Annotated in this window: 13 protein-coding genes; 3 read left to right on the top strand and 10 right to left on the bottom strand. The window is 35.0% G+C overall.

Features of this window, described 5'->3' with window-relative positions; all coding sequences use genetic code 11:
* Positions 1-173 precede the first annotated feature (173 nt).
* From WC622_RS09380 to WC622_RS09365, 4 genes are all read right to left on the bottom strand, one after another.
* The gene (locus WC622_RS09380; RefSeq protein ID WP_372819432.1) at positions 174-545 is read right to left on the bottom strand and encodes a hypothetical protein; all 372 of its coding nucleotides are present in this window, start codon (positions 543-545) and stop codon (positions 174-176) included.
* 59 nt (positions 546-604) lie between these two features.
* The gene (locus tag WC622_RS09375) at positions 605-1,243 is read right to left on the bottom strand and encodes a hypothetical protein (protein ID WP_372819431.1); all 639 of its coding nucleotides are present in this window, start codon (positions 1,241-1,243) and stop codon (positions 605-607) included.
* 323 nt (positions 1,244-1,566) lie between these two features.
* The gene (locus WC622_RS09370) at positions 1,567-2,301 is read right to left on the bottom strand and encodes a DUF4197 domain-containing protein (RefSeq protein WP_372819430.1); all 735 of its coding nucleotides are present in this window, start codon (positions 2,299-2,301) and stop codon (positions 1,567-1,569) included.
* Positions 2,302-2,349: 48 nt separating this feature from the next.
* Positions 2,350-4,257 (bottom strand): von Willebrand factor type A domain-containing protein, encoded by a 1,908-nt coding sequence (locus WC622_RS09365; RefSeq protein WP_372819429.1) that lies wholly within the window; start codon positions 4,255-4,257, stop codon positions 2,350-2,352.
* 100 nt (positions 4,258-4,357) lie between these two features.
* Here WC622_RS09365 and WC622_RS09360 point away from each other — a divergent pair, with 100 nt between their 5' ends.
* The 3 genes from WC622_RS09360 to WC622_RS09350 are packed head-to-tail and all read left to right on the top strand — an operon-like array spanning position 4,358 to position 6,820.
* A complete protein-coding gene (locus WC622_RS09360) occupies positions 4,358-4,936 on the top strand; it encodes an RNA polymerase sigma factor (protein ID WP_372819428.1) in 579 nt (192 codons plus the stop codon).
* The gene (locus WC622_RS09355; protein WP_372819427.1) at positions 4,926-6,182 is read left to right on the top strand and encodes a carboxypeptidase-like regulatory domain-containing protein; all 1,257 of its coding nucleotides are present in this window, start codon (positions 4,926-4,928) and stop codon (positions 6,180-6,182) included. Before WC622_RS09360 ends, WC622_RS09355 begins: the two co-directional genes overlap by 11 nt.
* 23 nt (positions 6,183-6,205) lie before the next feature.
* Entirely contained in the window at positions 6,206-6,820 is a 615-nt protein-coding gene (locus tag WC622_RS09350; protein WP_372819426.1) for an FMN-binding negative transcriptional regulator, read from the top strand.
* Here the strand turns inward: WC622_RS09350 and WC622_RS09345 are convergent.
* The 6 genes from WC622_RS09345 to WC622_RS09320 form a co-directional block, all read right to left on the bottom strand.
* Positions 6,817-8,118, bottom strand: a complete 1,302-nt coding sequence (locus WC622_RS09345; protein WP_372819425.1) for an anion permease — start codon at positions 8,116-8,118, stop codon at positions 6,817-6,819. The two genes, WC622_RS09350 and WC622_RS09345, sit on opposite strands and share 4 nt — an antisense overlap.
* A 5-nt stretch (positions 8,119-8,123) precedes the next feature.
* The gene (locus tag WC622_RS09340; protein WP_372819424.1) at positions 8,124-8,765 is read right to left on the bottom strand and encodes a DUF47 domain-containing protein; all 642 of its coding nucleotides are present in this window, start codon (positions 8,763-8,765) and stop codon (positions 8,124-8,126) included.
* 75 nt (positions 8,766-8,840) lie between these two features.
* Positions 8,841-9,866: a sensor histidine kinase gene (locus tag WC622_RS09335; protein ID WP_372819423.1), complete on the bottom strand. Its 1,026-nt coding sequence runs from the start codon at positions 9,864-9,866 to the stop codon at positions 8,841-8,843.
* Positions 9,867-9,946: 80 nt separating this feature from the next.
* Positions 9,947-10,708, bottom strand: coding sequence for a TIGR03915 family putative DNA repair protein (locus WC622_RS09330; protein ID WP_372819422.1), 762 nt, complete (start codon positions 10,706-10,708; stop codon positions 9,947-9,949).
* Positions 10,709-11,965, bottom strand: coding sequence for a putative DNA modification/repair radical SAM protein (locus WC622_RS09325; RefSeq protein ID WP_372819421.1), 1,257 nt, complete (start codon positions 11,963-11,965; stop codon positions 10,709-10,711). It lies immediately after the preceding gene.
* Between the two features lie 91 nt (positions 11,966-12,056).
* The gene (locus WC622_RS09320; protein WP_372819420.1) at positions 12,057-12,704 is read right to left on the bottom strand and encodes an HD domain-containing protein; all 648 of its coding nucleotides are present in this window, start codon (positions 12,702-12,704) and stop codon (positions 12,057-12,059) included.
* Positions 12,705-12,719: the final 15 nt, after the last annotated feature.

The raw sequence follows: 12,719 nt of genomic DNA, 5'->3' as shown, positions 1-12,719 counted from the left end.
ATATGCTATTTTGTATTTAGTTACTTGTTTCTCAATTCTACCGTCTGAATAACTATCAGATATTTCAGAAACGAGAGCCATTATAGCCAGGTTATGTTTTGCAGGATTATTACTACAATTACTAAAAAGGCTGCTTAACAATAAAAAAGTAAAATAATTTAAGTAATTCATAATTAATGTCCAAATCGAGATAAAGGCCAAGCTCTGCTCCTTGCGGTAACTGGGCCAGAAGTTTTGACATTTGTCTTATTATTTTGAATTATTGTCCTCCGTTCTTTAACAGATAATTCCATTTGAGCATACTCAGTAGTACTCACGTCGGTTGCAGAATTCAATAAAAGTTCAGCACTTTGCCCAGTACCAAGGTCTCCAGCCGGAGTAATATTTTGATGTTGAACACCTGAAATCCAATAATAGTTAGAATACCCATACCTCCCAATAGATACTTTTTCATAACTCTGAAACAATAACTGATTGCCGTTAATCTTATAACAAGTCCAATTTATGTTATGCACCTCATTACCTGCAGTATCTATCGAAAGCAATGTATTAGAGCCATCAGAATCGTCTACCTCTCCCCAAGCAAATGTTGGTTCTGGCTCATTTACACCCCCACCACCACTGCCGCCATCATCACTACAGGTTGTATAAGATATATCTCAGAAAGAATTTCTATTACATTACCCCATGAATCGTATGTATAGGTAGTCAAATACCAATCAATGCAAACAGGCTCACTAGGGACAAGCATTGTTTTGCCTTTTGGAACTTTAGAGACTACGTCCTTACTTTTTGATAATGATTTCAATTCTCTGTTTTTCAACCCTACAATAAATGCAGCTTCCACGTCAGAAGTAGATGGTGTATTATTAAGATATCCGTTTTTCTCATTAAAAATAATAAGCGAGTTATAAATGTTATTGGTTTTATATACCAATAGCATATAACTCCCTGGTGCATCGTACTTATTACTCATTACTACATTGGTTGGTATACCAACTACTTCTTTACCATCACTAAATATATAAACTTTCGCCTTGTTCCATATATATTCAGTAGTTACATTTTCTGTTTTTTCCTTACTGGATTTAAATGAAGTTTTAGAATTTGCAGTTAATTTAAGATACCAATCCTTCGCATCTTCTAAAGGGTTTTCCTTTGTTGATTCCTTCTTGCAAGATAATGCAAAAAGCGAAATAAAGGATACTATTATGAGCATCCTAAATAAATGTAGTCTTTTCATAGTTTGATGGTTTAAGTTAAATAAAGAGTTATTAATGGCTCTTTATTTAATTGGTTAATTATCTTATACTAAGATTGAAAAATAGTTATGAAAAACCTAGCACCAAATGAGATATTTTTCTAAAAAATTTTTTTAGAAAAATAAAGCTATGTATGGAACAAAAATCATAATGGTAAGAGAATCAGGAGCTATTTTGTTTATTGGCTGGTGTATTCACCTGCCGAAATACGCTAAATGTTTCGGTTGGTATCTTCCCGACGGATAGTACAAAATCACCTGCTACGGCATTACGATAACTTATATTAGTATAACAATGGTGTTAGTTATTTCTTCGTATCGGCATAACCAAATACTTTTTGCAATAAGCTAGTGCTACGAGCACTAATGTTATCTCTAATTTTTAATTCTTCTTGTGCAACTTGTATAAACATACCATCAATTGCTTTTTGTGCAACGTAAGCAGATAAATCTGTGTTCACTGGTTTTACTAATGGTAATTTATTGTAGGCTAATGCTGCATCACTCCAATATCTGGTAGCGCCAACTTTACTTAAACTTGAAGTAATTACAGGTCTAAATTTTTCCATGAGCTGTGCTGTAGTTACGCGTTTAAAATATTGAGTTGCGGCGTCTTTATTCCCTAATAAAATGTTGGTTGCATCAGCAATCGTCATTTGTTTAATGGCAGATAAAAAAATCGATTTTGCTTCTTTCGCGGCATCTTCTGCGGCACGGTTAATACTTAGAATTACATTATCTGCCAGCGAATTTAAACCTACACTTCTTAGCGTTTTTTCTACTTTTTGCGCCTCTGGCGGAAACAGAATTTTAACTGCCAAATTCCCTAAGAAACCGTCTTTAGCAGAAAGTTGATCTGCACCTTGTGAAGTTCCAATCTCTAAAGCTTGCTTAATGCCTTGTCCAATTTCTAAGGTTGTTGGTGTACCACCTGTTGGTATCTGCTTTAAAATGTTGCCAATTTTATTCTGACTTTGTACATCGCAACTGCTCAAACAAATTACCACTAGTGCACAAATGTATAGGCTGATTTTTTTCATCTTTTCTATAAGTTAATTTCTATAGAGACGGATTACCTAAATCAGCGTTTATTTGATGATTTGTTCGCTACCGTTTTCTACTTCAACAATACTAAGCAAATCCTTTGCCATTAATTGGGCAGATTTTGCCAATCGTAAAAATTCCGAACGATAGCCTTCTTTGTCTTTGCCCATAGCGCCTTCTGCTAATGTAATTACTTGTGCAAAGCTGCTATTTTGTTTATACTCAGATTGACGGAGTAACATACCGAACTCGGCAATCGCAGCGGCAAATCTAAAGTTCACACTTGTGTTTGCACTCGGATTATCGTTAATGGCTTTTTGCATGCTTTTACTGGTATTTTGGTCTGGCAATTTATAGCGCAGTTTAATGGTTAACATTTCATCGCCAGTGTAAGTACTTGCAGATTTAGCCGTTTTTTGATACTTCAAGTCATCAACTTTGTTTGCAAAAGAACTTTTTACACCAACTGGGATAATTTCATATAATGCAGTTACGGTATGTCCGGAACCCATTTCGCCAGCATCTTTTTTGTCATCATTAAAATCTTCATCCTTTAACATTCTGTTTTCGTAACCAATTAATCGGTAGGCTTGTACTTTTGCAGGATTAAATTCTATTTGCAACTTCACATCTTTGGCTACTGTAAATAACGTTCCACCAAATTCGTTGACCAATACTTTTCTGGCTTCATTAATATTATCGATATAAGCGTAGTTTCCATTGCCTTTATTGGCTAGAATTTCCATTTTACTGTCTTTGTAATTACCCATTCCGTAGCCTAAAACGGTTAAAAATATTCCACTTTTACGTTTTTCTTCTATTAAGCGTTCCATTTCATTATCGCTACTTATACCCACATTAAAATCGCCGTCAGTAGCTAAAATTATTCTGTTGTTTCCGCCTTTTATAAAGTTTTCGCCTGCAACTTTGTAGGCTAGTTGCAAACCAGCTCCACCAGCGGTAGAACCACCAGCACTTAATTTGTTTAATGCATCTTTTATACTTGCTTTTGCATCACCACTGGTAGAAGGCAATACTAAGCCAGATTGACCAGCGTACACTACAATAGCAACTTTGTCTTTATCTCGCAGTTGATCTGTTAATAATTTTAGAGATGAAATTAATAACGGTAATTTATTGGCGCTACTCATTGACCCTGAAACGTCTATTAAAAATACAAGGTTAGATGCTGGAAGATTATCTGTAGCAATGGTTTTTGCTTTTAGTCCAATTTGTACTAATCTATGCTGAGGATTCCATGGAGCTGGCGCTAATTCTGTTTGAATATTTACAGGATCATTGCCAGTTGGTTGCGCATAGTTGTAATCGAAATAATTAATCATTTCTTCAATACGAACGGCATCTTTTGGTGGCAAAGTTCCGTTATTGATAAACCGACGAACATTGCTGTATGATGCAGCATCTACATCGATAGAAAAAGTAGAGAGCGCTTCTTTTAAAGGGTTTTTGAAACCGTTTTCGGTTATTCCAGCATAGCTCTCGGTATCATAATTAGGCGCACTCATTACTTGCATCCCTGCCACTTTTCCTTGTAGACCGTATGCTTTTTGTTTAGCGGCAGAGGCGTTATTGTATGCCACTTCTTTTTGCTGAGCTTGTCCTGCACTAACTACAATAACTTCACTTAATGTTTGGGCATCAGCTTTAAGTGTAATTGTTAAATTATTGCTTTTTCCTAATTTGAAGGTTTGTGTTTCGAAGCCGATATAAGAAACCACTAATTTGATATCAGTTTCTGGTATGCTGATAGAAAATTTACCATTTTTATCTGTGCTTGCTGTTGTGTTGCTGGGCAAGCTTTTTAGGTATACACCAGGAATTGGAAGGTTATCATCGTTGCTAATTACAACACCTGTAATAGTTCTAGTAGTGGTAGCTTTAAATCCGACTAGGATAAGAAGTGCTAAAATGGGTACTATAAATTTTTTCATGAGTTTTGGTTTTAATAGGAGATGTAAGGTTTATCAGATTTCCATATTCTTATCGGAAAATATTTTTTATACTTGAACAACATTTAGCCGAATACCCAATTTGAAGTTTATAAAAAACACAGCTAAGATTAATGAACAAGATGATTCTGCGCTTATTTCCGCTTATAAAAAAAGTGGTGATTTAGCGGTATTGGGTACGCTTTACAACAAATACATGCATTTGGTTTTTGGGGTTTGCTTTAATTATTTTAAGGATGAAGAGCAAAGTAAGGATGCGGTAATGCAAATTTTTGAAGAGTTGGTAACAAAGTTGAAAATGCATGAAGTCCAAAACTTTAAGAGTTGGTTACATGTGTTGGCTCGTAATCATTGTTTAATGGCATTGCGTAAGTCTGCAAAAAATCCAACGGTTGCGATGGAAGATAATTTTGTGGAAAATGGTGATTTTGTGCATCTTGATATCGACGACGCAAAAGAAACGCAGTTAACTGTGATGGAAAAGTGCATGGAAACCTTACCTGAAGAGCAACGTAAAAGTGTAGATTTGTTTTATTTACAAGAGAAATGTTATAAGGAAGTTGCCGAGATAACGGGATATGATATGCTTAAAGTGAAGAGTTATATCCAAAATGGGAAGAGAAATTTGAAAATTTGTATAGAGAAAAACAGTGAGCTATAACGAGTGGTTAGATATTGATGTGTTGGAAGATTACCTTGATGGTAAACTTGATGCTAAAACTATGTATAAGGTAGAGCGACTTTCGCTTGAAGATCCTTTTGTGGCTGAGGCATTGGCGGGATTAAGTCAATCACCCAGACGAAGTCAATCTTTATCACTACTACAAAAACAATTACAAGAACGTATTGCACAAAAACCTATTGAGAAAAAACGTTGGACAATTACTTCACAACGTTTAAGTATAGGTGCTGCAGCTGCGGTATTATTTGTGACTGCAAGTGTTTTATTTTGGATGAAGGAAAGTTCTCAACCTAAAATAAATAGCAACTCACCAAAAAATGTGCAAATTAAAATTGAACCACAAGTTAAGCCTAATCCAGCAATTAAGCCTACTGCACCACTTAGTTTGGATGCCGATAAAGCCGTTGTTGTTGCAAAAGTAAATTCTAAATCGAAAAATAATATTCCAGCAGTTGCTGCAAAACCAACTGTTACCGTAGCAGCTGCTGCAGCAGAACAACCTATTTTAGGTGGAGAGGTTGCACAAGCAGAAGCTAGACAAGAGAGTATTGCTAAAGTTATGGCTGCCGAGAAAAAGGAACAGGAAAGTAAGATGGTTGTGGCTTCTGCTCTGGCTGGAAAAGTTGCGGGTGTGCAAGTAAATGCTACTACTAAATCAATTAATGGAAAGGTTGTTTCGCAAGAAGACGGATTACCTATACCTGGAGCTACTGTTAGATTAGCGAATGGTAAAGCAAGTACAACTACAAATGCTAAAGGAGAGTTTACACTTCCAATAGATAGTGCTAGTAAGAATAATCAAGTAGCTGTTGCTTATTTAGGTTTTGTTACTAAGAATGTTTCAGCTAATGCAAATCAAAATCTTAATGTGATATTAGAACCGGATTCTAAGGCTTTAAGTGAAGTGGTGGTTACCAGTTCTGGTGCTAGACAGGCGAAAAGATCATCTGTTGCTAACGTAAAATCAACGCCTTTACCAGAAGGTGGATGGGAAAATTTTGAGCAATACCTTAAAAATAATAATCGATTAGTTAAAGAAGGAGTATCGGATAAATCGGTAACCCTCAAATTCGAAATTTTAAATGGACGGCCTAATCGTATTAAAATAGTACAAGGTTTAACTAAGGCAGAAAATGCGGAAGCTATTCGTTTAGTTAATGATGGACCAAATTGGCTTGTGCCTGCACAAGTATCGGCAACCACACAGATAGTTGTTAAATTCTAAACTATTAATTTCAAATCTATAACATGTATAAAGTTCCTTATTTCGAAGAAAAGGATGCTGCTAAAATATTGACATTTATGCAAGCGCACTCCTTTATTACATTAATTGGTTACGATGGTGTTTTTCCAGTTGCGACACAAATTCCAGTTCATGTGTATCAAGATGAGAAAGGTACTCGACTAGTTGGGCATGTTATGAAAAAGACAGATCATTATGTAGCATATGCTAAAAATGAAAATGTATTGGCGCTTTTTACTGGTGCACATGCGTATGTAAGTGCTTCGGTTTATGAAAATCCGGCAGTTGCCTCAACTTGGAATTACAGTTCTGTACACGCCAAAGGGAGAATCCGATTAATGAATACGGATGAAACTAGAGAGGTTATAAAACACTTAACCAATAGTTACGAAGATCCAGCAGAAAGTCCAGCTGCTTTTCATAAAATGGATGAAGAATACATTGAGAAAAACCTAAAAGCAATTAGTGGTTTTGAAATACGTGTGGATGAAATTAATAGTGTATTTAAATTAAGCCAAAACCATTCAGCAGCAAATAAGGCAAAAATTATTGAGCATTTATCAGAAAGCAATGACCAAAATGCTACTATAGTTGCCCAACAAATGAAAGAGAATGGCTAATGTATAAAAGCACTTAACAGGTAATAAACAAGTGCAGCTAAAACTGCAGATACTGGAATAGTTAGTACCCAAGCCCAAATCAGTTTTACTGTTACTCCCCATTTAACTGCAGAAACACCTTTTGTTAAACCAGAACCGATAATGGAACCAGTAATAGTATGTGTTGTACTTACTGGGATTTTAAAGTGTTCGGTAAAATATAAGGTTAATGCGCCAGCAGTTTCGGCTGTTACACCTTCAAATGGAGTTACTTTAGTGATTTTGGAACCCATTGTTTTTACAATTTTCCAACCACCGCTTAAAGTACCAGCAGCAATTGCACCATAACATGCCAATGGTATCCAAGTTGGCATTTGACCTGCTATTTCTTCTCCATTAGGGCCTTTTGATGGTAATGCAACATGTAGCCAAGTAGGCAAACTTTCCATAGCAACTCCACTCGTATGAATATAAACGACAACTGCTGCTGCGATAATACCCATTACTTTTTGTGAATCGTTACCACCGTGTCCTAAACTAAAGGATGCAGACGATAACAATTGCATTTTTCTTAACCACGCGGTAGATTGAGTTTGATTAAGGCTGCTAAAAATTAAACAAAAGAAACTAACAGATAAAATGATAAACGCAACCAATAACCACTTGATATTATGCGGCTCAAGTGCGACACTTAAAAAATGGGATTCAAATCTAGGCGCTTTAATCTCATGATAAAACAACATTTGACTATAGATAAACCATGAAGTTGCTATCATTAAGCATATTGTAAATAATTTTGGCCAAATACTTTTTTTAGAAGAGTATAAAAGCCAAATAGAGATGAAATAAGATAATACGGCTCCAATTACTGGGGCTAAAACGATGAAGCCAATTACGACTAAAATTCCTGATGGTACCTCTCCTGGTTTACCTGCATTATACCAATTTACAACATTGATACCTGCATGTGCAATGGCAGCACCAGCAAAGCCGCCAATTAAAGTATGAGACGAACTTGAAGGTATCCCAAACCACCAAGTAAATAAATTCCAAATGATAGCGGCAATAACCCCTGCTAAAATCACCACAAGATTAATATCCATGGTATGTGCAGTTTTTGCAACTGAGTCTGCTACGCCAAACCCAAATACCCAATAGGCTAAAAAGTTGAAAAATGCAGCCCAAAGTACTGCTTGAAAAGGTGATAATACTTTTGTTGCAACAATGGTAGCAATTGCATTTGCTGCATCATGAAAACCACCAATGTAGTCGAATATTAAAGCTAAACCAATAATTACAAAAAGGAGGGTCAAAGTCATGTTTCTTAGGCGTTTTTAACCAAAATAGATTCCAACACATTCGCTGCGTCTTCGCATTTATCGGTAGCGATTTCTAATGTTTGTAAAATCTCTTTTTGTTTAATCAATTCTATTGCATTAGTTTCAAATTCGAATAAACGGGCAATTGCTAAATTACATACATAATCTGCCTGATTTTCGGCACTGTTAATTCTAACACAAGCATCAGCAATAACGCGGATATTTTTAAAGCTTCTTAATTCTTTAATTGCTTTTTCAAGGTCACTACACATTTCTACTAAAAGCTCAGCTAGTTTTACCATTGCATCTCCAATGTTGGTCACATTATAAAGTTCAATATTTCCTGCAGATGCATGGATATAATCAGCAATATCGTCAATGGCACTGGCCAAGGTATGTATATCTTCTCTGTCGAAAGGAGTAATAAAGTTCTTGCTTAGCTCAATAAAGATAGTGTGTGTAATGTCGTCTCCAACATGTTCAAGACGCTCTACCTCTTTAATCGCTTCTTTTCTTTTCTCTAGATCATTAGTTGTAACTACTACTAATAACGCTTCAGCGATTTTTAAAACATTTGACCCTGCTTGTTCAAACAGTGGCTGAAATTTTTTGTCTTTAGGTGTAAAGAAGCTAAAAATACTATTCATTTTAAATTAAATATGGTGCAAAGCTAAAGGTACAATGTTAAGTTAATGTTAAGTCCATGAACTATTTTAATTAAACTAATTGCTTTTTTGTAGAGTGAAGGCAAAGGTTGTACCTATATTTGGTGTGCTACGAACTGAAATAGTTTGCTCGTGTGCTTCTAAAATATGCTTTACAATTGCTAGGCCTAAACCTGTTCCACCTTCCTGACGAGAGCGATGGGAATCAATTCTATAAAAACGTTCAAATAAACGAGTTAAATGTTTCTCTTCAATTCCAATACCGTCATCAGTTACTTCAATTAAAAACTGATCATGCAATTCGAAGATTTTAATCGCTGTCGAACCGTTTTCGTTGCCATATTTAATAGAGTTCTGAATTAAATTAATCATCACTTGCCTTATTTTCTCTTTGTCGGCATAAACCAAAGTTGGCGCAGCATACTTATCTTTAAAGGAAAGTTTAATTTTATGAGTTAATGCTCGGTCTTCTAAACTATCCATTACTTCTTTGGCTAAAGCAACAAAATCAAATTTTTCATAATTGATAGGAATTTCACCAGTTTCTAGTTTAGATATGGAATCTAAATCATTAATTAAATAACTTAATCGTTCTACATTCTTTTCTGCTTTTTTAAGAAACTTAACCGCCATTTCTGGATCATCAGCCATGCAATCTTGTAAAGTCTCAATATATCCTTGAATGGCAAAAAGTGGTGTCTTAAACTCGTGAGAAACATTTGATAAAAATTCCCTTCTAAATTGTTCCTGTTTTTTTAGGAGATCAATTTCACGTTTTTTTGCGCCAGCCCATTCTTTTACCTCTTGTTCGACATCATTAATCGGATCAGAACTTTTATACTCGCCAATGGCTTCTTTTAAATCTTTACCTAGTTTTAAGTTGTGAATGAGTTTGTAAATGAGTTTAATTTTAGTGTAGATGTATTTTTCTAAAAGATAATAGAACACTAAAAAGCTAGTAACAAATGAAATTCCGAAAGAAATTAAAAGATAATACCAACTGCCTTGAAAGTGGAAATTTACCAAACCAATAGAAAGTCCAACGGCAAGAGCAGTAATTAAAACAAGTACGCTTAGCTTCATAAGGCTAATTTACAGTTTTAATGTTAAGTAATTGTTAGCTAATGAAATCGATTTACATTCGAAATTAGTTTGTCTCGAACTTACTCTATTTGCTTTTCAGTTAAATATTTCCAATATCTTTTTGGTACGTGTTGCACATGTAGTTTTGTGTTTTTCCTAGATTCGATATTGGTGCTTTTAAAATAATCCTTCCATAGATTCGCATACAATTCTTCTTTCTCATCTAATTGATTAGATTTTGGATTTTTTAAAGCATGCTCATTTATCTCTACAGTAATTTCTTCTACTCTATGCAAATCATAAAACAAACCATAATGTCTTTTTAAGTCGTAAATTATCCATTTTTGATCTGCGTAGCGATTTTTAAAGTGGTTAACAATTAATGGTAAAACATTAAAATCTGGATCTATTCGGCAATAAAAAATCCCATCCGCTGTGTGTTGAAATCTAATAAAAGCTTCCATTCTATGCTTTTCTCTTTCTACGCTTCTAGCTGTTTTGGAAACTGCCAAAACGTGTTCATTTCCATAATTTTTTTCAGCACCTGCTGGATGAAGAAAAACATAACACGCAAAATGAAATAAAGAATTAAAAACTTCTGGCAGTTCCGACAGATAAGCACAATAAAATTTTCGTACCCATTCTCTAGCGAGTTTTTTCTGTAGCCCATCCCACACCCGATCTGCCTTTGCTCTATTCGTATGAACAAATAATGTTTCAATAAAAGCATCTGGCTGATGAGTTTTTTCAGTTCTTAAATTCACTTTTCCTGGTTTGCGTTCAAACCATTCAAAAACGGCAGTAAACAATCCTTCTAAACTTCCATCAAAAATGTAAATCATTTAAAAAAGAATAAGTTGATTCGTATCCGTTTTTAGATATTTACTTTGGCTTTCGGCCAGTATAAAAGCTTTAATTTGCGTAGCCTGAAAATCTTTCAACTGAAAAGGAGTGTCGGCGCATTTAATGAAATGTTTCGCTCTACTATAGGCTACTCCAATATTTTTTAATTGATAAATGTGAAGTTTTCCAAATTTCCGAGCTTGAACAATCTTGTTTGCAGAGGTTACGCCAATTCCAGGAATGCGCAATATCATTCGATAGTCGGCAGTATTAATATCTACAGGAAAATGTTGTAAATTTCTTAATGCCCAACTTAATTTTGGATCAATATCAATATCTAAATGCGGGTTAGCATCGTTTAAAATCTCATGAACTTTAAATCCGTAAAAGCGCATTAACCAATCCGTTTGATATAATCTGTTCTCTCTGAGTAAAGGGGGTTGTGTGCCTAATATGGGCATTCTAGTATCATTACTAATTGGAATATAACCAGAGTAATAAACTCGTTTCAATGCAAAATTTTTATAAAATGAATCAGCAGTGTACATAATTTCCTTATCTGTTTCTGCTGTTGCGCCAACTACCATTTGTGTACTTTGCCCTGCAGGAACAAATTTCGGAACACTTTTAATTAGCTTTTTTTCATCCTTAAATTGAACAATTTGCTTTTGAACAAAATCTAAGGGCTTAATAACATCTTTATGGCTTTTTTCTGGAGCGAGTAATTTTAGGCCACTTTCAGTTGGCATTTCCAAATTAATACTCATTCTATCGGCATATAGGCCAGCTTCTTTAATTAATTCGTCGCTTGCACCAGGTATAGTTTTGAGGTGGATATAACCATTGTAATTTTGCTCTAAACGGAGTTTTTTAACTACTCTTAATAGTCGTTCCATAGTGAAATCCGCGTTTTTAAAAATCCCAGAACTTAAAAACAAACCTTCAATGAAATTGCGACGATAAAAATTCATTGTCAGCTCAACCACTTCATCAACTGTAAAAGCAGCTCTTTCAATGTCGTTACTTTTTCTGGATACGCAATAAGCGCAATCGAAAATACAATGATTGGTAAGTAGAATTTTTAAAAGAGAAACGCATCGACCATCTTCTGTATAGGTATGGCAGATACCAGATTGATGACCGTTACCAAGGCCTTTATTGGTGTTCTTTCTATCGCTACCACTAGATGAGCAAGAAACATCATATTTAGCGGCATCGGCAAGAATATTTAATTTTTCTCTTAATCGTTCTGACATTAGGCTTGTGTTTACTAACAAAAATAGTAAATACAGCTAAAAATATTAGTGTTTTATGAATTAAAACACAGCACTTTTAAGAGTAAAGATTTTATTTTCTACCTTCCCATTCGGCATAAAATTGCTCCAAATAGGTAAGCATAAACTGATGACGTTCTTCGGCCATAGTTTTTCCTGTGTCTGTTTTCATTAAATCTTTAAGCAACAATAATTTTTCGTAAAAATGATTTAATGTTGGTGCAGTCGTATTTTTGTATTCTTCTTTATTCATAGCAAGGTTTGGCTTAATTTCTGGGTCATACAAAACTCTGTTTTTATAGCCGCCATACGTAAACGCCCTAGCAATGCCAATAGCGCCAATCGCATCCAGCCGATCTGCATCTTGCACAATGTCTAACTCCTTAGATTTAAACGAGATTTCGCCTAAACTTGCTTTATAAGATAAGTTTCTAATAATTTCTTGCACATGGTGGATGATTTCACTTTCTAAACCAATGCTTTTTAGGAAATCACCTGCCTTTCGTGGCCCAATTTCTTCATCACCATTGTTAAATTTGCTATCTGCGATATCATGCAATAAGGCAGCTAAAGCAACAATTAATTCATCGCCTTTTTCTGTAGCATTAATAGTTTGTGCAGTTTTGTAAACTCGCTCGATGTGGAACCAGTCGTGCCCAGTTTCTGCGTTAGCCAATGAAATTTTAACAAAGTTGATGGTTTGCTCAATGATATGCTGCATAAAGAAAAATTATGA

Origin of the sequence: Pedobacter sp. (genome assembly GCF_041662865.1) — a bacterium.
Taxonomy (GTDB): domain Bacteria; phylum Bacteroidota; class Bacteroidia; order Sphingobacteriales; family Sphingobacteriaceae; genus Pedobacter.
This window is presented reverse-complemented; position numbering and strand designations above follow the sequence as displayed.